The 25,425-nt window shown below is 34.9% G+C and carries 22 protein-coding genes and 4 tRNA genes; 14 read left to right on the top strand and 12 right to left on the bottom strand.

Features of this window, described 5'->3' with window-relative positions:
• Positions 1-6: 6 nt before the first annotated feature.
• From rlmH to leuS, 6 genes are all read right to left on the bottom strand, one after another.
• Positions 7-477, bottom strand: a complete 471-nt coding sequence (gene rlmH / locus B0X80_RS01845) for a 23S rRNA (pseudouridine(1915)-N(3))-methyltransferase RlmH (protein ID WP_077338121.1) — start codon at positions 475-477, stop codon at positions 7-9.
• A gap of 11 nt (positions 478-488) precedes the next feature.
• Positions 489-806 carry a ribosome silencing factor gene (gene rsfS, locus B0X80_RS01840; protein WP_077338120.1) on the bottom strand — a complete coding sequence of 106 codons (318 nt, stop codon included), beginning with the start codon at positions 804-806 and terminating at the stop codon, positions 489-491.
• A 172-nt stretch (positions 807-978) separates the two neighbouring features.
• Positions 979-1,668, bottom strand: coding sequence for a nicotinate-nucleotide adenylyltransferase (nadD, locus tag B0X80_RS01835; RefSeq protein ID WP_077338119.1), 690 nt, complete (start codon positions 1,666-1,668; stop codon positions 979-981).
• Positions 1,668-2,711, bottom strand: coding sequence for a DNA polymerase III subunit delta (holA, locus tag B0X80_RS01830; RefSeq protein WP_077338118.1), 1,044 nt, complete (start codon positions 2,709-2,711; stop codon positions 1,668-1,670). The genes nadD and holA overlap by 1 nt, the downstream gene beginning before the upstream one ends.
• A gap of 54 nt (positions 2,712-2,765) precedes the next feature.
• On the bottom strand, positions 2,766-3,275 hold the full coding sequence (locus tag B0X80_RS01825; RefSeq protein WP_245825360.1) for an LPS-assembly lipoprotein LptE: 510 nt from the start codon (positions 3,273-3,275) through the stop codon (positions 2,766-2,768).
• Positions 3,276-3,402: 127 nt separating this feature from the next.
• Entirely contained in the window at positions 3,403-5,991 is a 2,589-nt protein-coding gene (gene leuS, locus B0X80_RS01820) for a leucine--tRNA ligase (RefSeq protein ID WP_077338117.1), read from the bottom strand.
• Positions 5,992-6,199: 208 nt separating this feature from the next.
• Between leuS and B0X80_RS01815 the strand changes: the two genes are divergently transcribed.
• The 3 genes from B0X80_RS01815 to B0X80_RS01805 all read left to right on the top strand — a co-directional run bounded on the left by B0X80_RS01815 (position 6,200) and on the right by B0X80_RS01805 (position 11,305).
• Positions 6,200-6,694 carry a zinc ribbon-containing protein gene (locus B0X80_RS01815; protein ID WP_077338116.1) on the top strand — a complete coding sequence of 165 codons (495 nt, stop codon included), beginning with the start codon at positions 6,200-6,202 and terminating at the stop codon, positions 6,692-6,694.
• Between the two features lie 129 nt (positions 6,695-6,823).
• Positions 6,824-9,211 (top strand): ATP-binding protein, encoded by a 2,388-nt coding sequence (locus tag B0X80_RS01810; RefSeq protein WP_077338115.1) that lies wholly within the window; start codon positions 6,824-6,826, stop codon positions 9,209-9,211.
• A 312-nt stretch (positions 9,212-9,523) separates the two neighbouring features.
• Entirely contained in the window at positions 9,524-11,305 is a 1,782-nt protein-coding gene (locus B0X80_RS01805) for a DEAD/DEAH box helicase (RefSeq protein ID WP_077338114.1), read from the top strand.
• Between the two features lie 193 nt (positions 11,306-11,498).
• Here B0X80_RS01805 and B0X80_RS01800 read toward each other — a convergent pair whose 3' ends face one another.
• Both B0X80_RS01800 and B0X80_RS01795 read right to left on the bottom strand, forming a co-directional pair.
• Entirely contained in the window at positions 11,499-12,107 is a 609-nt protein-coding gene (locus B0X80_RS01800) for a Yip1 family protein (protein WP_077338113.1), read from the bottom strand.
• A gap of 206 nt (positions 12,108-12,313) precedes the next feature.
• The gene (locus B0X80_RS01795; protein ID WP_077338112.1) at positions 12,314-12,589 is read right to left on the bottom strand and encodes a hypothetical protein; all 276 of its coding nucleotides are present in this window, start codon (positions 12,587-12,589) and stop codon (positions 12,314-12,316) included.
• A 95-nt stretch (positions 12,590-12,684) separates the two neighbouring features.
• Between B0X80_RS01795 and miaE the strand changes: the two genes are divergently transcribed.
• The 3 genes from miaE (at position 12,685) to B0X80_RS01780 (ending at position 15,878) form a co-directional block, all read left to right on the top strand.
• Positions 12,685-13,440, top strand: a complete 756-nt coding sequence (gene miaE / locus B0X80_RS01790; RefSeq protein ID WP_077338111.1) for a tRNA isopentenyl-2-thiomethyl-A-37 hydroxylase MiaE — start codon at positions 12,685-12,687, stop codon at positions 13,438-13,440.
• 106 nt (positions 13,441-13,546) lie between these two features.
• Complete coding sequence (locus B0X80_RS01785) at positions 13,547-14,713, top strand: GAF domain-containing protein (protein WP_077338110.1); 1,167 nt, start codon at positions 13,547-13,549, stop codon at positions 14,711-14,713.
• Between the two features lie 31 nt (positions 14,714-14,744).
• Complete coding sequence (locus B0X80_RS01780; RefSeq protein ID WP_077338109.1) at positions 14,745-15,878, top strand: putative bifunctional diguanylate cyclase/phosphodiesterase; 1,134 nt, start codon at positions 14,745-14,747, stop codon at positions 15,876-15,878.
• Here B0X80_RS01780 and B0X80_RS01775 read toward each other — a convergent pair.
• The 3 genes from B0X80_RS01775 to B0X80_RS01765 all read right to left on the bottom strand — a co-directional run bounded on the left by B0X80_RS01775 (position 15,875) and on the right by B0X80_RS01765 (position 18,289).
• A complete protein-coding gene (locus tag B0X80_RS01775; protein ID WP_077338108.1) occupies positions 15,875-16,588 on the bottom strand; it encodes a GGDEF domain-containing protein in 714 nt (237 codons plus the stop codon). The genes B0X80_RS01780 and B0X80_RS01775 overlap by 4 nt on opposite strands.
• A 425-nt stretch (positions 16,589-17,013) precedes the next feature.
• Complete coding sequence (lpxH, locus tag B0X80_RS01770) at positions 17,014-17,754, bottom strand: UDP-2,3-diacylglucosamine diphosphatase (protein WP_077338107.1); 741 nt, start codon at positions 17,752-17,754, stop codon at positions 17,014-17,016.
• Positions 17,755-17,794: 40 nt separating this feature from the next.
• The gene (locus B0X80_RS01765; protein WP_077338106.1) at positions 17,795-18,289 is read right to left on the bottom strand and encodes a peptidylprolyl isomerase; all 495 of its coding nucleotides are present in this window, start codon (positions 18,287-18,289) and stop codon (positions 17,795-17,797) included.
• 210 nt (positions 18,290-18,499) lie between these two features.
• Here B0X80_RS01765 and cysS point away from each other — a divergent pair, with 210 nt between their 5' ends.
• Positions 18,500-19,882, top strand: coding sequence for a cysteine--tRNA ligase (gene cysS, locus B0X80_RS01760; protein WP_077338105.1), 1,383 nt, complete (start codon positions 18,500-18,502; stop codon positions 19,880-19,882).
• Between the two features lie 120 nt (positions 19,883-20,002).
• On the opposite strand, the gene folD is transcribed toward cysS, so the two are convergent.
• Positions 20,003-20,854, bottom strand: coding sequence for a bifunctional methylenetetrahydrofolate dehydrogenase/methenyltetrahydrofolate cyclohydrolase FolD (gene folD / locus B0X80_RS01755; RefSeq protein WP_077338104.1), 852 nt, complete (start codon positions 20,852-20,854; stop codon positions 20,003-20,005).
• Positions 20,855-21,128: 274 nt separating this feature from the next.
• Here folD and B0X80_RS01750 point away from each other — a divergent pair.
• From B0X80_RS01750 to clpX, 7 genes are all read left to right on the top strand, one after another.
• Positions 21,129-21,205 (top strand) — tRNA-Pro (locus B0X80_RS01750).
• 41 nt (positions 21,206-21,246) lie between these two features.
• Positions 21,247-21,323, top strand: a tRNA-Arg gene (locus tag B0X80_RS01745).
• A gap of 7 nt (positions 21,324-21,330) precedes the next feature.
• A tRNA-His gene (locus B0X80_RS01740) sits at positions 21,331-21,406 on the top strand.
• A gap of 26 nt (positions 21,407-21,432) precedes the next feature.
• Positions 21,433-21,509 (top strand) — tRNA-Pro (locus B0X80_RS01735).
• Positions 21,510-21,943: 434 nt separating this feature from the next.
• Positions 21,944-23,251 carry a trigger factor gene (gene tig / locus B0X80_RS01730; protein WP_077338103.1) on the top strand — a complete coding sequence of 436 codons (1,308 nt, stop codon included), beginning with the start codon at positions 21,944-21,946 and terminating at the stop codon, positions 23,249-23,251.
• A gap of 88 nt (positions 23,252-23,339) precedes the next feature.
• Positions 23,340-23,975: an ATP-dependent Clp endopeptidase proteolytic subunit ClpP gene (gene clpP, locus B0X80_RS01725; protein WP_076418191.1), complete on the top strand. Its 636-nt coding sequence runs from the start codon at positions 23,340-23,342 to the stop codon at positions 23,973-23,975.
• A gap of 91 nt (positions 23,976-24,066) precedes the next feature.
• A complete protein-coding gene (gene clpX / locus B0X80_RS01720; protein ID WP_077338102.1) occupies positions 24,067-25,344 on the top strand; it encodes an ATP-dependent protease ATP-binding subunit ClpX in 1,278 nt (425 codons plus the stop codon).
• The last annotated feature ends 81 nt before the right edge of the window (positions 25,345-25,425 follow it).

The following is a 25,425-nucleotide window of genomic DNA, read 5'->3' as shown; positions in this document are numbered from 1 at the left end:
TTAAGGTTATTCTCTGTGATATGGATGGTTGTTATTAATGCTCCACGCACGATATAAACTTTCAGCAACAACTATTCTTACCATAGGGTGAGGTAAAGTGAGTGGCGATAAAGACCACTTTTGTTCAGATGCTTTAATACAAGCAGGTGCTAGCCCTTCAGGTCCACCCACAAGCAACGCAACATCTCTGCTGTCGTGGTGCCAGCGTTCAAGTTGTTGAGCTAATTGAGGTGTTGTCCAAGGTTTACCTTCTACTTCAAGGGTAACAATACGGTTTCCTTTTGGAATAGCCGCTAAGGTTAGTTCACCTTCTTTTTCGAGAATACGAGAAATATCTGCGTTTTTCCCCCGTTTACCTGGAGGGATCTCAACTAAATGAAATGACATATCACGCGGAAATCTTCGGCAATACTCGTTGAATCCTTCCGTGACCCACGATGGCATTTTATTGCCTACCGCGTAAAGGGTAATACGCATAATAAACTATACTATTCCCATAATTGTTCTATTTGGTATAAATCTCTAGTAGGGTCAGTCATAACATGAACGATAATTTCACCTAGATCTACGAGTGACCATTCGCCCACATCATTTCCTTCAATGCCTAAAGGTTCTAAACCTTCAGCTCTACATTCCATAGCAACTGATTGGGCAATTGATTTTACATGTCTGTTTGAGTTGCCTGAACATACGATCATGTAATCAGCAAAACTTGATTTTTTTGATATATCTAAAACGGTAATATCTCGGCCTTTCATGTCTTCTAGTTTTTCAATAACAAAGGCTTTAAGTGCGGTATTTTCCAACGTGTGTTCTCTTTGGTTTTATTAATGGTTATATATGGCCTATATAATATCACTTTTTAAATTCTTAGGTAAGCGTGCATTTAACTTGAATCGAAAACTTACTTGATAATTTCGAGTCGTTATTAGCGCGTTCGATGAATAAAAGAGAATTATGGTCTGTTTTTAATATGGGCTATTTATTTCTATATAACTGATTAGCGTTAATATATTCAATAATATCGCTAGGTAACCATTGTGAGCATTCAAGGTTATTTACTAGTTTTTTTCTAATTTCAGTGGATGAAATATTTACGTCGTCACAATTGTGTAAAAAAATATATCCTGACTTTTTTACTGCGTTGTTATCTGTAGTGATCTCAGCAGAAGAAGATAAATATTGGTGTGTAGCTAATAATTTTTTGCTTTCATTGTTAATGCTCGATAAATCGTAACCGGGCCTAGTATTCACAATTAAATGACATTGTTGCAGAATTTCTTGCCATAAATACCAGGTGGTAAAGCTTAATAATGAATCCATTCCCATAATAAAATACAGTTCACTTGTGGGGTATTCTGCTTTAATTTCTTTCAACGTATCTATTGTGTACGATAGGGTAGAGCGTTTTATTTCTCTTATGTCTAACTCAAAAAAAGGTTCTTTTTTACAAAATAGTTTTGCCATGTTTACACGATGTTCTGTTGAAGCATTTGTACTATTTTTATGAGGTGGCTTATGCGCCGGAATTACGAGGACTTTATCGAGAGAAAACTTTTTGATGGCTTGTTTAGCAGGCTCTATATGGCCTTTATGAATAGGGTCGAAAGTACCACCTAAAATGCCTATTTTTAGTGCTTTATCTCTTATATTCTCTGAGGTGTTCATTAACTATATTCGTAATCTAACGGTAAGTTTGACGTTGTTTGCCCAAAATATAAGGTGATACAAACATCTGAAAGTAACAAATAGGGATTAAAGTCGCTGGCGGTTTTACTGATCAAATCAACTTGTGCTAATCGACTTAAACCCTGCTGTAAATTATGCATACTCATATTGTTTAAGGCATTTTGATATAAGGGCTTTTTCTTATCCCATATACGATAAAATTTATATAAATCGTTGATTGATTCGCCTTGTTTAAGCCTTTCTTGCATTGCAATTAATTGAGATATTTCTTTGTGCATAAACCACACTAATTGACCTATTGGAGCCCCTTCATGTTGAAGCTGATCAAGAATAGAAACGCATTTTTTTAAATTGCCTATTAATAAGGTATCAATCACTTGAAAAGGATTAAATTTAGCCTGATTAATAATAATTTTTTCAGCGTCTTGTATTGTTATTAGATTTTGACCAAACAAAATAGAAAGCTTTTGAAGTTCTTGATCTAAAGCTAATAAATTACCTTCAAATAGCTCAATCATTAAGGGAAGAACATCAGGATGAATATTTAGATTAAGCTGCTTAATTTGGCGATTTAGCCACTGGTGGAGTTGTTTACCTTCAATATCGTATAAAGGTAAAAAACAACCTAGGTTTTCAAAGGTTTTAAACCATTTCTTTTTTTGTTGAGCGGCATCAAGCTTTGCTCCATGAATAATTAAAATAATATCGTTATTAAATTGTTCACTTAACGCTATGAGTGCTTTACTTGCGGTTTCATTGACCTTGCCGGATATTATTTCTATTTCGATAATACGTTGACTGGAAAATAAACTCATTGATTGGTATTCATAAGTGACATTTGACCAATCAAACTTATCATCGGCAGTAAAACGAATAATCTCGTCAAAACCTTGTTGTAAGTAAGTGTTTTTAATTGTGGCTAAGCTATCATTTTTTTGCCATGGCTCATCACCAAATATTAACCAAACAGGTTTGAAGCCTTGATTAAGTGTAGCTGACAAATTGTTATGGTAAATACGCATAATGAATAGCTTAGTTTCTTTGTGTGGTATTTAGAACAGCGTAAACAGTAAAACTTATAATTTTAAACTTGATAAGTTTCTTAAAATTTTATCTGCTGCTTCTTGACGCATTTCACTTAACATTAGCGTTAACTCACGACTTTTTGCAAGCGCTAAATTAGGATCGTCTTGATAATCTCTATTTAATTCAATTTCATAATCTCTGACTTCTTGGTCTTCAAAAATCAATTGATATTTAGCTGAATAAATAAGCTCGTATTCTGCTACCTGACCATTAGAAAATACCGAGAGGGTTCTTCTATCTAAGGTGTCATTTAAAATACGTAATTCAGGTGTTTGTTGTGTTAATTGCGGAGTAATGTTTATTTTATTAAACAATAAATGTTGTTTTACTAAACGTGTTAGCTCGCCATGTTTATCAACTGAACTTACATAGATGTTTTGTAATTGAGGAGAAAGTAAATAATCGCCGCGTAATTGAAATCCACATCCTTGAATTAAGCCGAATGTTAAAATTAAGCATAACCATAAAGTGCAGCTATTTGATTTAACGTTTATTTTCAATGTTACATTTCTCTGATTGTTCTACCAACTTTTACGAATGAGTTGATATGAATTTTTAATAATAAAATTAAGTATTAAAAGGGTAGAAATAATATTTCTACCCTTGAATTACAATAGATATGTGTTTTTAGTTAGCGACTATATTTAATAACTTACCTGGAACATATATCACTTTACGTATTGTTTTATCTTCAATAAATCGAGCGACAACTTCGTCTGCAAAACCTATTGTTTCTACTTGCTCTTTAGTTGCATCGGCTGCTACGGTAATTTTTGCACGTAATTTACCGTTTACTTGTACGATAATCAGTTTTTCGTCTTCCACTAAGGCACTTTCATCAACGGCAGGCCATGGTGTATTTTCAACAGCATTGCCATCGCCAATAATGTTCCAAACATGATGACTTAAGTGCGGAACAATAGGAGTAAGCATTAAAATAACAGCTCTGACGGCTTCTTGCATGACAACGCGATCTTCAACCGTATCTAATTTTGCTTTGGTTAAATGGTTCATTAACTCCATAATCGCAGCAATTGCCGTGTTAAAGGTATTACGACGACCAATATCATCACTTACTTTACCAATTGCTTTATGTAATTCGCGACGTAATGCTTTTTGATCTGCATTTAATGTCACATTTGCTAGTGTTTGTTCAGGTGTTAAAGCTTCTTCTTGAGTAAAGTCGTAAGCAAGCTTCCAAACACGTTTTAAGAATCTATGTGCGCCTTCAACCCCTGAGTCAGACCATTCTAACGTTTGCTCCGGTGGTGAAGTAAACATAATAAATAAACGAACGGTATCAGCACCGTATTGTTGTATAACGGCTTGTGGGTCAATACCATTATTTTTAGATTTAGACATTTTACTCATGCCCGCTGAAATAACCGCTTCACCGTCTATTTTACTTTTAGCTGCTGTTATTTGGCCTTTTTCGTTACGTTCAACTTCTACGTCTGTTGGTGCTATCCAGTCTTGAGAGCCATTTTCAGCTTCACGGTAATAAGTATCCGCTAATACCATACCTTGACAGAGTAATTTTTTGAAAGGTTCGTCACAATCAACTAGGCCTACATCTCGTAATAATTTATGGAAAAAACGCGCATAAAGTAAATGTAAAATAGCGTGCTCAATACCGCCAACATATTGGTCAACAGGTAACCAATAGTTTGCTTTTTCTGGATCAAGCATTTGTGTTTTATCGTCAGATGAACAAAAACGTGCGTAATACCAAGACGATTCCATAAAGGTATCAAATGTATCGGTTTCGCGTAGTGCGTCTTCGCCATTGTATGTTGTTTTAGCCCATGTAGGGTCGTCTTTAATAGGTGATGTTACACCATCCATAATTACGTCTACAGGTAACTCTACAGGTAGCTGATCTTCAGGAACAGCAACAGAGGTACCATCAGCTAAGTTGATCATTGGGATAGGTGTGCCCCAATAACGTTGGCGAGAAACCCCCCAATCACGTAGGCGATAGTTAACTTTAATAGATCCTTTGTTTTCAGCGATTAATTTATCTGAAATGGCTTTAAAAGCTTCTTCAAAGTTTAATCCGTCAAATTCACCTGAGTTAATTAAGGTATTTTTTTCTGTAATAGCAGCTGTTGCAATATCTTCGCCTTCAGCACCCGCAATAACTTGCGTAATGTTTAAGCCATATTTAGTAGCAAATTCCCAGTCGCGTTGGTCGTGTCCAGGAACTGACATTACAGCACCTGAACCGTAATCCATTAATACAAAATTTGCTGCCCAAACAGGAACTAACTCACCGGTAATTGGGTGAATAGCTTTTAAGCCAAGATCAACACCTTTCTTTTCCATTGTTGCCATGTCGGCTTCAGTAGCTTTATTGGTTTTACAACCTTCAATAAACGCAGCAACGTCAGCGTTATTTTTAGCTGCTTCTAAAGCTAGTGGGTGTTGTGCAGCTACGGCTACATACGTAACGCCCATTAAGGTGTCTGGGCGAGTTGTATAAACATCAAAACTTTCGTTCGAATCGGCAACATTAAAGGTTAATTCAACACCTTCAGAACGACCAATCCAGTTACGTTGCATAGTTTTTACTTGTTCAGGCCAATCAGTCAATTGATCTAAATCTTGTAATAACTCTTCAGCATAATCGGTAATTTTAATAAACCATTGTGGAATTTCTTTACGCTCAACTATTGCACCTGAACGCCATCCTCTGCCATCAATAACTTGTTCGTTAGCGAGAACGGTTTGATCAACAGGATCCCAATTCACAGTAGCATTTTTTTTGTACACTAAGCCTTTTTCGTAAAGTTTAGTGAAAAACCATTGTTCCCAGCGGTAGTAGTCTTTATCGCAGGTAGCAAATTCGCGGTCCCAATCGTAACCAAAACCTAACGACTTTAATTGATTACGCATGTAATCAATGTTTTGGTAAGTCCATTTAGCAGGTGCTGACTTGTTTTTGATTGCCGCATTTTCAGCAGGTAAACCAAACGCATCCCAACCCATAGGTTGCATTACATTTTTGCCTTGCATACGCTGATATCGAGAAATAACATCGCCTAAGCTATAGTTACGAACATGGCCCATATGTAATTTACCACTTGGGTAAGGGAACATGGCTAAACAATAAAATTTTTCTTGCTCAGGTTTTTCAACTGCAGCAAATGTTTTGTTTTCGGTCCAATGTTGTTGAACTTCGGCTTCTATAGATTGGGGATTGTAGATGGATTCCATTAACGATTTCTCAGGTATTCAAAAAAATTGCTTATTATTTTCAAGAAATTATTGATTGCATTCTTGATCATATAAGGGGATAAATTAATACCTATAGAATACCTTATCTACATACTATAAATAAACTAATTTAAGTATTTTAGGAATATTGTCTATACTCAAATTAGCTGTATGTCACTTTGTTATCAGTTTAGCTGAAGGGGATAATATGACTAAAAAGTCTAACACTCACAATAATTCACATACTAGCGGTAATGATTTAGTAAGCTGGTTTGATGATTTAAAATCACATGAGCTTACGCATGTAGTTGAATTAGTAGAAGAAGCTAAAAAGTGGGTAAAATCTGCCGAAAGTATTCCAGAAGAAAAGTACCAACAATTTATCGCTAACTTTAAGTTAGATTTAATCGAGTTTTATCAACAGTCACAATCAGATATTCAACATTCTTTATATCTTCAATTATTAAAAGAAACTTTTTGGAAAAATCTTGCGTGCGTAACTGACCAAACACGTGTTGAATGGGCTGAACTTCAAGAAGACTTTGTTCATGATGGTTTGTACAAGGAAGGCGACTATATTGGCTTTGGCGAAGTAGAATGCTTAACTTGTCATCATTTACAGCAAATACACCACGTCACTATTCTCTCATCTTGTATCAAATGTAATGGTACGACTTTTTGTCGAAAAAGCTTAACACCATAAATATATTTATTTTTAATCTGTGCTTTGCTATCTAGCTTAATGTAAGAGTACACTATGCCCTTATTATGGCTTTAAATAGCTTTTTCCCAGCAAAGTGCTTGTTTTCCTAACCTTTATAGTGAGATTTTCATGACATCAGAAACCGTTACCACCTTGGTCAAACCTCAAAAACTAACGGCGCAATTACCAGAATCTCTATTTACTCAGTCAGATGATATTGAAAAAATCAAACAGCCTTTTGTTGGACATGAAAGAGCTAAAGAAGCGTTAGAATTTGGTTTAGCCATGAACTCAGTTGGTTTTAATGTATTTGCAATGGGGGAGCATGGAACGGGCAGACAAACATTAATAAAACAAATGCTTACCGAATCAGCTAAAAATCAAAATACGCCTGAAGAATGGTGTTATATCAATAACTTTGATGATACTCATGCTCCGTATAAGTTATATTTAAGTCCAGGAGATGGCAAACAACTGGTTGCTCGTATTAATACTTTTATTGATGATTTAATTGCATTATTTCCAGAGCTGTTTGATAACCCTAGCTATCAGCGTCAAAAAGCGGCAATCGATCGTGAATTTAACCAACAATATGATGAAGCGATCAGTAAAGTTGAAGAAACCGCTTTAAAGTGCAACGTTATGTTATTTGAAGAAAACGGCGAGATTGGTTTTTCTCCTGTTGTTGATGGAAAGCCGTTAAGTGAAAACGAACTAGCAAGCTTAGATGAAGAAAAGCGCAGCGCATTTTATCAGTCGTTAACAGAGTTAGAAAACCTATTATCAGAAGAATTGATTGAGCTGCCTAAGTGGAAACGTTTATCTACTGATAAGCTTAAAAAGCTTAAAAATGAAACTGCAGCTCAAAGTATTCAGCCTTTATTAAAAGAGTTAGAACATGAGTTTTCGAGTAACTTAGGTGTTTTAAAATACTTATCTAAAGTAAAAGTGCATGTGGTTGATACTGTACTTGATATTTTAGTGGGGGAAGATAACGAAAAACAAAAAGCCAAAGATAATCGTAAACTCATGGTAGAGCATTTTTTACCTAACTTATTAGTTTCGCGAGAAGCGAATGGCGGCGCTCCTGTCGTGTATGAGCAAAATCCAACTTATCAAAACTTATTTGGGCATGTTGATTTTGCTAGCTTTCAAGGAAGCTCTTATACGAGTTATCGTTTGATTCGACCGGGCGCTCTTCATAAAGCTAATGGTGGGTATTTATTATTAGATGCTGATAAAATTTTAAACCAGCCATTAGTGTGGGCACGTCTTAAATTAGCGATAAAAACCCAAGAGGTGACCATAGAAAACCCATATTCTGAGTTTTCTCAGCCTGGTTCGTATAGCCTTCAACCTGAAAAAATCCCGTTAAAAGTAAAAATTATACTTTTAGGTGATGCTGACATCTATTACACCTTGCACGCTTACGATCAAGAGTTCAATGAGCTGTTTAGAGTACTTGCTGATTTTGATCGATACCTTGATAAAAATGACGATAACCTTATAGCCTATGCGAATTTAATTCGACAACGCGCACAAAAAAATCAATATCCAACGGTATCAAACGATGCCATTGTGGAGCTAATAAAGTACGCGCTAAGAAGAGAAGAACATCAACATAAAATATCAGCTAATATCGTTCATTCTAACGACTTATTAGATGAAGCTCATTATTTATGGAATAAGCTAAAAGAAGAAGGTGAACTTACCGCTAAACATATCAAGTTAGCGCTTGCGGCTAAGGAAAGAAGAACAGGACGTATTAGTGAAACATGGTTGAGCGAAATCAAAGAACGACAAGTACTTATTACCACGCAAGGTAAGCAAGTGGGTAAAGTAAATGGTTTAACTGTACTTGAAATTGGTGAGAGTGTTTTTGGTACACCTGCCCGTATTACCGCTACTGTGTATGCTGGTAGTCAAGGTGTTACTGATATTGAACGCGAAGTCGATTTAGGGAAATCTATTCATTCAAAAGGATTTTTATTGTTGACGGGATATTTGGGGCATAAATACGGTCAAGAATTTCCTGTTTCAATTTCAGCTAATATTGCGATTGAACAATCATATGGTCATATTGATGGTGATAGTGCGTCAATGGCCGAATTGTGCGCATTAATTTCATCAATTACCCAACTGCCTATTGATCAGGGGATTGCTATTACAGGTTCAATTAATCAACACGGTGAAGTACAGTCTATTGGTGGAGTGAATGAAAAAATAGAAGGCTTCTATCGTTTATGTAAAGACCGAGGTTTAACTGGAAAACAAGGAGTTATCATTCCTCACACCAATGTGATCAACCTCATGCTGTCTGATGAAGTGATTAATGCGGTAGAAGAAGGTGTATTTGCTATACATGCTGTTGAAGATATTGATCAATCGCTAGAATTACTGCTAGGAGTTACTGCCGGAAAAGCGAATAGTTTAGGACGATATCCAAGAAAAACAGTGCATAGCTTAGCGTTAGAAAAACTTTCTTCTTTTGCTGATATGCTAGAAGGTGGTGAGTAAGTTATTTGGAGTACTTTTTAAATAAAATATAAAAAAGTCTATTATTTACACAGAATACTGAGTTTTATCTTGTATAAATAAGCATAGTCTGTATAATGCGCGCCTCACTTAAGCTGACTTCAATAAGCAATGCTTGATGTGAAATGAGTGGGGTATATCCGCCCAATAGACTTGCCTAGCTAAATGTTCATATTTAGCATACCGATTGTGCCTTAAGTCTTCCTGGTGGTTTCCTCGTATATATATATGCGAGATCTTTGATTAAAATATTTTTTCCCTGAATCAAATCTCGCCAAGAGAAGACAATTTATTATGACAACAACTAACGACGCTCCTGTGAGCTTTGACTCTTTAGGCTTGCCTGAAACTTTATTATCTGCATTAAAAACTTTAGGTTTTGAATCTTCAACAGCTATCCAAGCACAAACTATTCCGCCGCTTTTAGCTGGTAAAGATGTGTTAGGTGAAGCACAAACAGGTACAGGTAAAACGGCTGCATTTGGTTTGCCAGCACTTGCTAAAATTGACCCGTCAATTAGAAAACCACAACTCATGGTGTTAGCGCCAACGCGTGAATTAGCGATTCAAGTTGCAGCAGCTATTGAAACATTTGCTAAAAACATGAAAGGTTTAAAAGTAGCGACTTTATATGGTGGACAATCTTACCAACCACAATTTCAACAACTTGAGCGCGGTGCACAGGTTGTAGTAGGTACTCCAGGTCGTTTAATGGATCACTTACGTCGTAAAAGCTTAAAACTAGATAACCTTTCTTTCTGTGTATTAGATGAAGCAGATGAAATGTTAAACATGGGCTTTTTAGAAGACATTGAATGGATCCTTGAGCATTTACCTAAGCAAACGCAAATGGCGTTATTCTCTGCGACTATGCCTGCGCAAATTCGTAAAGTAGCTAACCGTTTCTTAAAAGATCCAGAACATATTAAAATTGCAGCGGTTAAAAAAGCCAAAGCAAATATTCAACAGTTTGCATGGAAAGTAAGTGGTATTAGTAAAATAACCGCTTTAGAGCGTATTGCTGAAAGTGTTGAATACGATGCAATGATTGTTTTTGTTCGTACACGTAATGATACCGTAGACGTAGCTGAAAAATTAGAGCGAGCTGGTTACCCAGCACTTCCGTTGAATGGTGATATGAACCAACAACAACGTGAACGTACTATTGATCAAATGAAATCAGGCAAATCATCAATCTTAGTAGCAACGGATGTTGTAGCACGTGGATTAGATATTCCTCGTATTTCATTAGTTATTAACTACGATTTACCGGGTGATAATGAGGCTTATGTTCACCGTATTGGACGTACAGGACGTGCTGGTCGTGAAGGTGTTTCAATTGCTTTCTGTCGTCCTCGTGAAATGTATTCATTACGTCATTATGAACGTTTAACGTCTGGCACTATCAATACTTATGAATTACCAAATATTGAAGATATTGGTAAAGCACGTATTGAACGTACTCGTACTAAAATAGTGGACGTTGTTGCTAATAGAGATATTAAAGCAATGCGTGAAATTGTTGAGCAAATGGCTGAACAATCAGAACTTTCAATAACTGATTTAGCAGCTGCTTTATTATTTGAAAGTCAACTTAAGCAACCGTTACAACCAAAAGAAGATCCTAAACCTCGTCGTGATACTCGTGAGCGTAACGACAGAAATGATCGTGGTGCTAGAAATGACCGTGGTGGAAGAAATGAGCGTGGCGCAAGAGATAGCCGTGGCGGAAGAAATGACCGTGGTGGTGAAAGAGCTCCTCGTAAAGCGAAAGAAAACCGCACAGATGTTGATTGGCAAACATACCGTCTAGAAGTCGGTAAAGAGCATGGGGCTAAGCCAGGTGATATTGTTGGTGCAATTGCTAACGAAATCTCTCTTGATAGTAGCTATATTGGCGCAATTAACTTACACGAAAAACATAGTTTTGTTCAGTTACCTAAAGGTATGCCTGAGAAATCGTTTAAGCAATTGAAGAATGTACGTATTCGTCGTCAAGCAATTGATATTAGTGTGTCTGATGCTTCAGCTGCACCTGCAGAACGTCCTCGTCGTACAGAGCGTAGACCAAGCTAATTTAGTTTGATTCATCCACGTTAGGGTGACAGAAACAAAAAAAGACGCTAATTAGCGTCTTTTTTATTACCTTTTAGTAAGGGATATCCTTAATATAATACTTTAGCTTTTATGTATTTAAAAACAGCTAACTTTATAAACTCATTTAAGGTTAGAGTTTATCTATATAAAAGTATTATGTTGGTTGTAGCTTTTAATTAAATATATGTAAAAATTCAGGCCCTAAACCTACTCCAAAAAGAATAATCATTGCGGCTAATAAACCTACCAATAATACTAAGCCACAAGTTACAACCGAACTTGCGTATATAAAACCTTCTTCTTCAGGGATATTCATCATAATAGGTACACCTGAATATAAAAGGTAAACCGAATAAGACATTGCAGCAATACATGCAAGTACAACAAACCAAAGAACAGGATAAAGGGCTACAATACCTACCATTAACAATGGTGTTGCAGTGTATGCTGCAAGTTCTAGTGATTGAGTGAAATCAGGTGAAGAGTCAAAGGTTCTAGCCATCCAGTGTATTAAGTAAGCTAATGCAGCTACACCAACAATTAACGTTAAGTAAAAAATAGTCGCCATAACAATAGCGTTGATATTAGTTAATTTTATTGGATCTCCTACTCCTATGGTCCAACCTATATGTGCTGCTGCAAAGTAGCCACAAATAGCAGGAATCAAAGCTATAGTGCATATATGAATGAGGCTGTAAAGTAAGCTTTCGTGGCGTTTTTCGATTACTTGCCATTCTTCTTTAGGGTGAGTGTATAAGCCCCATATATGATTTAATATCATTGTAATCTCCTTCCACGTTTCCGAACAAAGGACAACATAACGCGATGTCGGTTAGTTTTGTTTAAATTATTATGTAATTATTATTATTAAGTCTTACACCTTATTTATGTAAGATAGCGGGGCAAAGGTCAAGAAATGTTAATAAAATAATCAAAAAAGAGCGTTTTTAATTATGATTTAATCTAAAGGTAGTAACTGTTATTACTTTAACTCACTTTTATTCTAACAATATTCATAACCTCTATTTCGAAGCCTGCTATTTTTTCTTTGGATACATAATAAGTAACATTAACTCGATTATGAATTAAAGATTTATACATTTCTTTACGTTTATATTTAAAGGGGACATCTATATTTTCAAACATAATGGTATTGATAAACCAATCATTCTCTTCACGTTGTACGTGTGAAGTTACTTTTAGATTGTTTGTATGAATAAGTTCCTGGTGCTTTTTTAATAATTTGTCACTTTCAGATTTCATTGTTGCTAAGTTTGTTACCTATAAATTAATATTTTTCTAGTATCTCAATAAATAGACTTTTAAAATAGAGGAATTGCTCAATATTGTTAGCCTATATGATTTATTCAGATTTATTATTACCTATTAAACGCTTTTTAAATGTCGAAACTTCTAAATCATGGGTTGATGAAGCGATTAAACCTGAAAATTTAAATATTTTATTAATTGATCATTTAATTTGTGAGCTGAAAGCTGCTCAGTCTGCAATGTTTCTTATCCGAAAGTACGCAGTTGATAAAAAGAGTGGTGATATTTTATTGGAATGGTTACGGCCATTTGAACAATATATTTATAAAAGAGAAGGTGATTGGCGGGATCTTGCCGCTAAAAATAAGCTCACTAAATCTGTCGTCCCTAAGTCTAACTCTTTATACGGACAATATTTAATTGATAAAATGGTGTTACTAATCAAAGAAGAGTTACACCACTTTTATCAGGTGTTAGAAATGATGGATTATTATGACATTGAATATGAAAATATAACTTCATCTCGCTATGCTAAAGGCATGCTAACTCACGTTACAACACATGAACCCGATACGTTAATCGATAAGTTGATATGCGGTGCTTATATAGAAGCTCGCTCTTGTGAACGATTTGCTAAATTAGCGCCTCGTGTTGATAAACGGTTAGGAGACTTTTATGTTTCTCTTTTAAGATCCGAAGCCCGCCATTACCAAGATTATTTAGAGTTAGCCCAATTAATATCTGTTAAAGATATCACTGCAAAGGTTGAGTATTTTGGAAAAGTTGAAGCTGAATTAATATCAAGCCCTGATAGTGATTTTAAGTTTCACAGTGGAAAACCATAGTAAGCCACTTAAAGTGCCTGCCGTTTTATTTGTGTTGTAGTTACGCAATCTTTTATATGTGTGTAATACTTTTCTTATTAATTAATATTAGAAAAGGCAAATTTAATTGGAAAAAAATGTTCAGTTGATATCTTTAGAAAAAGAGCAGGTTTCTCTTACACTCAGCCATTTTACATTAGAAATCGTAAAGGCAAATTCTGATAAAGAAATCTTTTCACTTTTAGCTGACTATTTACCACTCATTTTACCTGCAGAACGTTGTAGCATAACTTTGCTTACTCCTGATGAAAAGCAACTAGAAATATATGCATTGAACGGTTCTGATGGTGCTTTATCTATTGGTAAGTTTTTACCTTTAAGTAATTCATTTGCAGGAGACTCTATTTTAGAGAACAAAACCTTATGGCATAGCAATTATAAAAATAGTTTAAAAGTTGATGCTCAGCAGCTCTATAGCCAAAATATAAAAAGTATTATGAATGCTCCCATTAAATATGAGCATAGTGTTATTGGTACTGTAAATATAGGGAGCCTTTCTGAAAATGTATACAATAGTGATAGCGCAGAGCTGATGTCTTTAGTGGCTAAACTTGTATCTTCTTACCTTGAAAGACAAGATTTACTGGTACAAGCTGAGAAGGGGGTTGAACGTTATAAAAGTTATTCACTTGAACTAGAAGAGCTTGCAAGAGTTGCACAGATATTGTCTGGAGCGATGAATGAGAAAGAAGTTTTTTCGATTATAACGGAATCTGTAAGTAAAATTGTCTCAGCACAACGTATTAGTTATGTCGTATTTAATGAAGAAACCCAGCTATTTGATGTGCAAGTTATTTTTCCAAATGCAGTTGGTGACTTTTCAATTAACTTCCCTTTAAAAAATACTGCTTTAGGTAAAGTATACAAGAGTGGAGAAGCATATTTTTTTGAAGATTTTTCCGTTTATAATTATATTGATATTAAAATACTTGAAACAATTGGTTTGAAATCTAGCTGGACTTCACCCGTTAAAATTAATGGAAAAATAGTGGGACTATTAAATGCTGCAAGTGTTTCTATTGTTGAAGATGGTTATAAGAAACTTAGTGTCTTAAACATGTTAAGCGGTATATTAGGTGTTACTTTAGCGCGTGTTAAATTGCAGGGGAAAATTGAACATCAAGCCGCTTATGATGAATTAACAGGGTTACCTAATAGAAATCAATTAAATGTTTTTATGGAAAAGGCTGTAGCCATAAGTCAAAAGACACCTTTTACAGTGCTCTATTATTGATTTAGATAGATTTAAAACAGTTAATGATACTTTGGGGCATGCTGTTGGTGATTTGCTGTTACAGCAAGTCACAACTCGAATACAGCAAAAAATACGTAAAGGTGACTTTTCTGCTCGGCATGGTGGTGATGAATTTGTTGTAATATTAAGTGATTGTGAATCTATCAAAATATCAAAAAAAATATCTCAAAATATTATAAATAGTCTTAAATTACCTTTTTTTGTCGGAGTTCACACCATACATATAGGCGCTAGCATAGGTTTGAGCTACTTTCCTTTAGATAGTTTAGAACCAGAAGAGTTGCTCAAATATTCAGATATAGCAATGTATTTTGCAAAGCAAAGTGGTCGTAATAATGTACAGCTATATTCTCGTCATTTATCAGATGCTGTTAAGTATAATCAAAAGGTAGATAATCTCTTAAGGCAGGCTATCGGTAAAAATGAATTACATTTAGTTTACCAACCTTTATTTTTAAAAAATAAAGTCATAGGTATAGAGGCTTTATTACGTTGGACAAATGAAGAGCTTGGTATTGTTCCTCCTGATATTTTTATTCCAATAGCTGAAGAGAGCCTGTTAATATCTGAAATTACAGAGTGGGTTTTACAGCAAAGCATTGGTACTATTAAAAAATTAAGAAATTTGAATCCTGATCTTTATGTTGCTGTTAATATTTCCGTTAAAGATTGTTTAACGCCTAAAAAACTCCAAAGCAATATTTTAACGTTATTAAATGAATATGAATTACCTGGAGATTCATTAGAAATAGAGCTTACAGAAAGTGTTTTTATTGAGGAGCTAGGACCAATAGAAACTTTGTTTAATAATTTAAAATCAGAGGGCGTTAGGTTTGCAATTGATGATTTTGGAACAGGTTATTCATCTTTAACGTATTTACTAAGCTTACCTTTTAATACGATTAAAATAGATCAATCTTTTATTAGGCAAAGTGACAAGGTTAAGTTAGGTGTCATTAAAGGGATTATTGATATAGCAAAAAGCTTGTCAATGCAGTGTATTGCTGAAGGTGTTGAAACAGCAGAGCAAAAGTATCACCTTGAAAAGCTTGGTTGTAAAAGGTTTCAAGGTTATTACTTTAGTTACCCACTAGTAATAGAGGAGCTAATAGTGTTTTTAAAAAAATCAATAAATTCTAACTAAGTTGCTGTTTTAGTACGATTTCTACCTGATAGTTTCGCTTCATACAATGCCTTGTCTGCTCGCTGAATTAAATCTTGCCAGTGTTTTTCATGTTTTGTTTCTGCTATTCCAATTGAAACTGAAATTTGTGGTAAAAAATTATCTGAATTCTTTTGCTTTAATTTTAAATTATTAATTGTTAATCGTATCTGCTCGGCAATGTTTTTAGCTTCATTTACAGGTTTATTTACAATAATAACCATGAATTCTTCACCACCGTACCTAACTGCTATATCAATATCAGAGATATGGTTTTTAATAGATAAAGCTACTTTTTGAATAACTTTATCACCAATTAGATGACCAAAATTATCATTGATGCGCTTGAAATGGTCTATATCAATCATTAAGCTGCTATGTGTTTCTCTAATATCTATGTCTGTAAGTTTTTGTTCGTAACCTCTACGGTTTAAAAATCCGGTAAGAGAGTCAGAGATCGCATCTTGTTTGGCTTTACTTAACTTAGATTTTAGCTCACTAATTTCATTATTAGTTTTATTCAATTCTTCTGATAATGATTTATGTTGTTCAACGGAGCTGTTAACTGTATTTTGTACGTAAGAAATAATTTGTTGCAGAGAGTTACTTTTCTCTGATTTAGTTAGTGCTTTATCTATTTTTTGTAAATTATTTACAGCTTGCTCTTCTGATAGTAATTGTTGTTTCAGCATGCAAACTACGCTATCAATTGTAGTATATAAAGGAGAGAGGTATTCTTTATCTAATTGAGTGACTTGGGATATGTGTTCATCATATAATTCATTGATTCTAAAGTCATTAATATTGTTTCTATCTATTAGGTTATTAAGTTGTTTTGTCAGTATTATATTGGTTGCATTTGCATAAATATAGAATAATTAATAGGTGTAGGAGATAATTGAAATTTTTCTAATAGTTCATTAGTTAATTGGGCATATTTTTTTGTAGCTTGATAATTTTGGTATTTCACCTATTTCCCCCTTAATTATGATCTATAACAAAGCATAATATTTATAGCTTTGTATATTCTCTTCATCCACTAATTTGTTTAGTGGATTTTCTTATTGAAATTCAATATTGATAATATCTCAAGTTGGATGAAAATGACGGTCATTATTTAAAAAAGGGTGTTCAATAATGTTCTTGTTGTAGGAGTCACTTTTAACCAAGCACCTTGTTCATACCAGTCGCCTAATACTATTCTTTGAGCGGGTTTATTGTTCGCTGTAAGTTCATGTATGTTAGGGCGGTGGGTATGACCATGGATCATTAATTGACAATTATATTTTTCTAAATCTTTAACAACTTCAGACTCTGTTACATCCATAATATCTAAAGATTTTTTTTGTTGAGCCAGTTTGCTTTTTTTACGATAATTATCTGCTATTTTTTTTCTCAACCATAACGGAAGGCTTTTCATAAAACCTTGCCACCACCAACTACGCGATTTTTTTCTGAATTTTTGATAATCAACATCGCGCGTACAGAGTGTATCGCCATGCATGAGTAAAACTTTTTCACCGTAAAGGTCGATTAGCTGTTTTTCAGGTAATAAAATCATATTGGCTTGCTTAGCGTAATGCTTACCGAGTAAAAAATCTCTATTGCCGTGAATGAAATAAACCTCAGTACCTGTTGCTGTTAAAGTTTTTATGGCATTTATAACAGCATCTGTTAACTCAGTTTTGTAGTCGTCTCCAAACCAAACTTCGAATAAGTCGCCTAAAATATAGAGCTTCTCGGCTTCTATCGCATCATTTTTCATAAATGCCAAAAAACAGGCCGTTATATCAGGCCTGTTTTCCGCTAAATGTAAGTCAGCTATAAAGTAGATGATTTGTTTTTTATTATTTATCACTAAAAAATTTGAATCCAAATATTTAATTTAAGCTGCTTTCTTAAGCTTCAATAACTGTTTCTGTGATAATGATTTCTTCTTTTGGTACATCGTCGTGATGACCTAAACGACCTGTATCAACTAAAGTCATTTTATCTACAATGTCCATGCCTTCTACTACTTCACCAAAAACACAGTAACCCCAGCCTTGAACTGTTTCACTTTTAAAATCTAAAAAGGTGTTATCAACTAAGTTAATAAAAAATTGAGCAGAAGCTGAATGAGGATCTTGTGTACGAGCCATAGCTAAAGTACCTCGTGTGTTACTTACACCATTATTTGCTTCGTTTTTAATGCTTTCACTTGTACTTTTTTCTTCTAAACCTGACGAAAAACCACCGCCTTGTGCCATAAAACCTTTAATTACACGGTGAAAAATAGTGCCATTATAAAAGCCATCTTTAGCATATTGTTGGAAGTTTTTAGCTGTAACAGGGGCTTTATCAAAGTCTAATGCGATTTTGATATCGCCTAATGTTGTTTTAAAAGTAATCACTATATGTTCTCTCTATTTATACGAAATTTACAATGTGGAGATTGTACCTCAAGATTTCAATTATTTCTCTGTTAAAATCTATCCATCTGATGATTCAAAAGAAATGTTGATGTACAATTACGCTTCGATTTTTTGTTTAAATACAATTAACCAACTTCAATAAGTGCCATACAGATTTTATAAGCACAATAATAGGAATACGAAATAGTTATGCTGCAAATTTTTAATACGCTTAGCCGAAAAAAAGAAATCTTTAAACCTATCACCGAAGGGAAGGTTGGCTTGTATGTTTGTGGTATTACCATTTATGACCGTTGTCATATAGGACATGCACGAACTTACGTAGCTTTTGATATTATTGCTCGCTACTTAAAGTATTCTGGCTACGAGCTTACTCATGTGCGTAATATTACTGATGTTGATGATAAAATTATTAAACGTGCATTAGAGAATAACGAAAGTTGTGAGTCTTTAACTATGCGAATGACGGATCAAATGTATCAAGACTTTGATGATTTAAATATCATGCGACCTGATATTGCACCAACAGTTACAGGTCATATGCCTGAAATTATTAACCTTGTTTCTACACTTATTGAAAAAGGTCATGCATATGTTGCTTCAAATGGCGACGTGATGTTTGAGGTTAGTACATACGAAGATTATGGTAAATTGAGTATGCAAAACCTTGATATGCTTCAAGCGGGTTCACGTGTTGATGTTGATGACGCTAAAAGAAGCCCGTTAGATTTTGTTTTATGGAAAATGGCTAAACCTGATGAGCCTAGTTGGGATTCGCCTTGGGGTAAAGGTCGTCCGGGGTGGCATATTGAATGTTCTGCCATGAACCAAAAGCATTTAGGTAAGCATTTTGATATTCATGGTGGCGGCTCTGATTTACAATTCCCTCATCATGAAAATGAAATAGCTCAGTCGTGTTGTGCAAATAATACGCCTTATGTTAATTACTGGATGCATGGTGGTATGGTGCAAATTAACAAAGAGAAAATGTCTAAATCGCTAAATAACTTTTTTACATTACGTAGCGTTTTAGACGAGTATGACGCCGAAACGGTTAGATTCTTTTTAACATCGAGTCATTATCGTAGCCAGCTAAACTACTCGCAAGACAATTTAACGCAAGCACGTTCTAGTTTAGAGCGTTTATACACAGCATTACGTGATGTAACTCCTGTAAAAGTAGAGTTGGCTGGTAATGAGTACGTTAATCGTTTTGAAAAAGCGATGGATGATGACTTTAACTGTCCAGAAGCTATGCCAGTTATCTTTGAATTATCTAAAGAGATTAACCGCATAAAAGATCAAGATGCAAACAAAGCTGGGGAGTTAGCTTATATTCTTATTGAATTAGGCAAAGTGCTAGGTATTGCACAAAGCTCACCAGAAGAGTTCTTTAAAGGTAGTGTTGCAAATGATTCTGAAGCTGAAGAAATTGAAGCGTTAATTAAACAACGTAACGATGCGCGTGCTAATAAAGACTGGGCATTAGCAGATGAAGCCAGAGACAAACTGAAAGCGATGAATGTTATTCTTGAAGATTCAGCTGGAAAAACCACATGGCGTAAAGCTTAATCTTAACTCTCTTTGTTTTAGTTATGTTATTTTTAACTATCCAATAAATAATAGAATTAAACCTAATAAAAAAGTCAGCTAATTAGCTGACTTTTCTTTTTAAATTGAACGCTTTATATTTTAATCGTGAGCTTCACACGCTAATAAAGTATTTTCTATTAAGCTTGCTACTGTCATGGGGCCAACGCCACCAGGTACAGGTGTGATAAATGATGCTTTAGTTTTAGCAACAGAAAAACCTACATCGCCTACTAGTGAACCATTTTCTAAGCGGTTAATACCTACATCTATCACTATAGCGCCTTCTTTAATCCAATCGCCTGGAATAAATTCTGGTTTACCAACGGCAACAACTAATAAATCAGCGGCTCTTACTTTTGACTCTAAATCTTTAGTAAAGCGATGAGTTGTTGTAACTGTACAACCCGCAAGGAGTAATTCTAAACTCATAGGTCTACCTACAATGTTTGAAGCACCTACAACAACAGCATCTAAACCATGAGTTTTTATGTTAGTAGTTGTTATTAATTCCATAATACCTTTAGGTGTACAAGGGCGAAGACCTGGTTGGCGCAACACTAATTTACCTACATTAGAAGGATGGAAACCATCAACATCTTTATTAGGATTAATATGTTCAATCACTAAATTAGAATTCAAATGTGTAGGAAGGGGTAACTGAACCAAAATTCCATCAATTGTATTATCTGAGTTTAGCTCATCAATTAATGCGAGGAGATCACTTTCAGATGTCGATGCTGCTAGATCGTAAGATTTTGATATAAAGCCTACTTCTTCACATGCTCTGCGCTTACTTCCCACATAAACTTCAGAAGCAGGATCTGATCCAACTAATATAACGGCAAGGCCGGGAGCTCTTAACCCACTCGCTATACGTTGATCAACCTTATGTTTTACAGATGTTCTAATTTGTTGGGCAATTTCTTTGCCATTAATTAATGATGCTGTCATATTACTTCTATATATTATGATGGGTGAAAAAACGACAGCATTTTCTCATAATTTTAAACGTAATTGTATAAGGATTTTATATAAATAAAATTATGGTGATGAAATAATGAAATTATTGCCATCAAGCGTTATTTCAACATTAATGAGTTGATAATTATACAAGATGATGCAAAAGTGACCGAACGCGTTTTTTTTTATAAAAAATGTTTGACGCGACCCAGTCAACTAGGTAATATCCGCCCCCGTTGAAAGCAAGTAATGTTTTTAGCAATGTCGGTGATTAGCGCAGCTTGGTAGCGCACTTGGTTTGGGTCCAAGGGGTCGCAAGTTCGAATCTTGCATCACCGACCACTTTTAATTTTTAATTAAAAGTTTAGTTCTGTAGGCCATGTGCGCCCTTAGCTCAGCTGGATAGAGCAACGCCCTTCTAAGGCGTGGGTCGTAGGTTCGAATCCTACAGGGCGCGCCATACAGTGGTGGCTGTAGCTCAGTTGGTAGAGCCCCGGATTGTGATTCCGGTTGTCGAGGGTTCAAGTCCCTTCAGCCACCCCATTCAGGCTAGTAGAAATAAAGTATATCGGTGATTAGCGCAGCTTGGTAGCGCACTTGGTTTGGGTCCAAGGGGTCGCAAGTTCGAATCTTGCATCACCGACCACTTTATTCTTTTCATATTATTCAATATCTTAATCCACTAAATTTATGTTATTCATCTTTAATTACTTTTCTATAATTAAAGTTTTCATGAATAAAATATTTACTTTCTCATTTTTCAATCTTTGTAAGTGACATATAAATTAATACGATTTTATCACTTGTGCTCGTGTTACTATCGTTTTTTTTTATAATTTAATAATAAATACAATTATTTATTATTAAATTAAAAATAAATTGTTTATACGCTCGACTATTGCTATGAGCATCGCTATAATTTCGCGTCATAATTTTTAATCTGAACATCTTTATTTGTAATTTTAAGCTTCGCTATTAATTTTAGGGAGATTAAAAGCAAACTCTACTTGTTATTGTTTGTTTACTGTATTTAGGTGAGTTATTGATAGCGTACTAAACGCTAAGTTTTGAGGTAATTAAATGCAAGTTTCAGTTGAGACTACACAAGGTTTGGAACGTCGTTTAACGATTTCTGTTCCTGCAGAATCAGTAGATGTTGAAGTTAAAAATCGTCTTCGTCATATAGCTAAAACACAACGAATTAACGGATTTCGTCCGGGTAAAGTTCCACCATCAGTTATTCAAAAGCGTTACGGAAAGTCTGTACGTCAAGAAGTAGCTGGTGAGCTTATGCAGCGTAATTTTGTTGATGCGATTGTAGCAGAGAAAATTAACCCTGCTGGAAGACCAAACTTTGTTGCTAAAAGTAATGAAGAAGGTAAAGCATTAGAATTTGAAGCGACTTTTGAAGTGTATCCTGAAATTAAGTTAAATGATTTAGGTGCAATTAAAGTTGAAAAACCAAAAGTTGAAGTAACAGATAAAGATTTAGAAGAAATGTTTGTTACGTTACAAAATCAACATAAAACGTGGAAAGAAAATAAGCGTAAAAGTAAAAAAGGCGATAAACTAACTATCGATTTTACTGGTCGTATTGACGGTGAAGATTTCGAAGGTGGTAAGGCTGAAGGTTTTGAACTTGAACTAGGCGCAGGTCGTATGATCCCAGGTTTTGAAACTGATATCATCGGTATGAAAGTCGGTGAAGAGAAAACGATTAAAGTCACTTTCCCTGATGATTACCACGCTGAAAACTTAAAAGGCAAAGAAGCTGAATTTGATATTATTGTTCATAAAACTGAAGGGCCAGTAGTACCTGATGTTGATGAAGAGTTTGCGAAGCTTTTTGGTGTAGAAGAAGGTGGTGTTGAGGCGTTACGTGAAGAAGTAAGCAAAAACATGTCACGTGAATTAACTCAAGCGGTTAAAGCTAAAGTTAAAGAGCAAGTTATTGATGGGTTGCTAGAAGCTCATGATGTTGATATTCCTGCATCATTAATTGCTCAAGAAGTTGACGTTTTACGCCAACAAGCCATGCAACGCTTTGCTGGTCAAATGGATCCTAACAACTTACCTGAGCTGCCTGCAGAAATGTTTGAAGAGCAAGCTAAAAAACGTGTGAAAACAGGTTTATTATTAGGTGAAGTGATCAAAGTAAATGAATTAAAAGTTGATGAAAATAAGGTAAATGAGCTTATTGCATCAGCGGCATCTGCTTATGAAGATCCAAAAGAAGTGATTGAATATTACACAACGAACAAAGAGCTTAATCAACAAATGCAAAATGTTGCATTAGAAGAGCAAGCTGTTGAAGTTGTTCTTGCAAGTGCAAAAGTTAAAGAAAAGAAAGCAAGTTTCAAAGATATAATGAATCCTGAAGGAAAATAAGCCTTTTAGATTGACATTTTATCAAGCAATCGCTTAAATGGCTTGTATGGAAACATACAAGCCATTTTTTTAATCTAAGGACAATCTGTTGTTTACTTCTCATACTTCTCAAAATTTAACAAGTGTTACTGAAAACGCTTTGGTACCAATGGTTGTTGAACAAACACCAAAAGGTGAACGTTCATATGATATTTATTCTCGTCTTTTAAAAGAAAGAGTAATATTTTTATGTGGTCAAGTTGAAGACCATATGGCTAACCTTATTGTTGCTCAGCTTCTTTTTTTAGAATCAGAAAGCCCAGAAAAAGATATTTTTCTTTATATAAATTCACCGGGTGGTTCTGTTACTGCAGGTATGGCTATTTACGATACCATGAAGTTTATTAAACCGAATGTAAGTACAGTATGTATTGGTCAAGCTGCAAGCATGGGGGCATTTTTATTATCAGGCGGAGAAAAAGGGAAACGTTATTGTTTACCTAATGCTCGAGTGATGATTCATCAACCTCTAGGTGGTTTCCAAGGGCAAGCATCTGACTTTGAAATTCATGCTAAAGAAATTCTTTATATTAAAGAGAAAATGAATCGTTTAATGGCTGACCATACAGGTCAACCAATAGAAAAAGTGTCAGTAGATACTGACCGTGATAATTTCTTAAGTGCAGAAAGTGCAGTTGAATATGGATTAGTTGACGCCATATTAGAGCAAAGACAAGATAAATAATTTTATCTTTTATCGTATATCACTTTTTTGCAAAAGTGATTAAATACTTAAATGTATAAGTAAATTCAAATTATAGAATTAGAGGTACCGTATGACCGATATAACTAAAGGTGACGGTGATAACGGCAAGTTGCTGTATTGTTCATTTTGTGGAAAAAGTCAGCACGAAGTACGTAAGCTTATTGCAGGACCATCTGTATTTGTTTGTGACGAATGTGTTGAGCTGTGTAACGATATTATTCGTGAAGAAATTAAAGAAATTTCGCCAAAGCAAGATAAAGAAAAATTACCTACTCCAATAGAGATCAGAGAAAGTCTTGATGATTATGTTATTGGACAAGACCATGCCAAAAAAGTGTTGTCTGTAGCTGTATATAATCACTATAAACGTTTACGTAATGGAGACTCCCATAATGGAGTTGAATTAGGTAAAAGTAACATATTGCTGATAGGCCCTACAGGTAGTGGTAAAACATTATTGGCTGAAACACTAGCCAGATTATTAGATGTTCCATTTACTATGGCTGATGCAACAACATTGACTGAAGCCGGTTATGTAGGTGAAGACGTAGAAAATATTATTCAAAAATTATTACAGAAATGTGATTACGACGTTGAAAAAGCACAGCGTGGTATCGTCTATATTGATGAAATTGATAAAATATCTAGAAAGTCTGATAATCCATCCATTACTCGAGATGTTTCCGGTGAAGGTGTTCAACAAGCATTATTAAAACTGGTTGAAGGTACTATTGCTTCTGTGCCACCTCAAGGCGGCCGCAAGCACCCACAACAAGAGTTTTTACAAGTTGATACCTCAAAAATATTATTTATTTGTGGTGGGGCTTTTGCTGGTCTTGATAAAGTTGTTGAGCAACGCTGTCAAACAGGTACAGGTATTGGTTTTGGCGCTGAAGTTCGTGGTAAAGATACTGAAAAATCACTTACAGAGCGATTTAAAGAAGTTGAGCCACAAGATCTTGTGAAATATGGCTTGATCCCTGAATTTATAGGTCGTCTACCTGTTGTTGCAACTTTAACTGAACTTGATGAAGACGCGCTAATTCAAATATTACAAGAGCCTAAAAATGCATTAACTAAACAATTTATAGCGCTTTTTGATATGGAAGGTGTTGAGTTAGAGTTTAGAAAAGATGCTTTATTAGCTATTGCGAATAAAGCTATGGTTCGTAAAACAGGAGCTCGTGGTTTACGTTCAATTGTTGAAAGTGTATTACTTGAAACTATGTACGAATTACCATCTCTAGAAAATGCAAGCAAAGTGGTTGTTGATGAAACAGTCATTAAAGGTGAATCCAAACCTATTGTGATTTACGAAACACAGCAAGAACAGGCCGTTTCAGAATAGCCCTAACAAATAAAGTTAAATAGTTGTTTGAAACTAAATAAAAAAGAGCTCTAGTGGCTCTTTTTTTTATTTGGCTGTTGA

It is taken from the genome of Pseudocolwellia agarivorans, assembly GCF_002000085.1.
GTDB classification, from domain to species: Bacteria; Pseudomonadota; Gammaproteobacteria; order Enterobacterales; family Alteromonadaceae; genus Pseudocolwellia; species Pseudocolwellia agarivorans.
The sequence above is the reverse complement of the archived record's forward strand: the minus strand, read 5'-3'. Positions and strand labels throughout refer to the sequence as shown.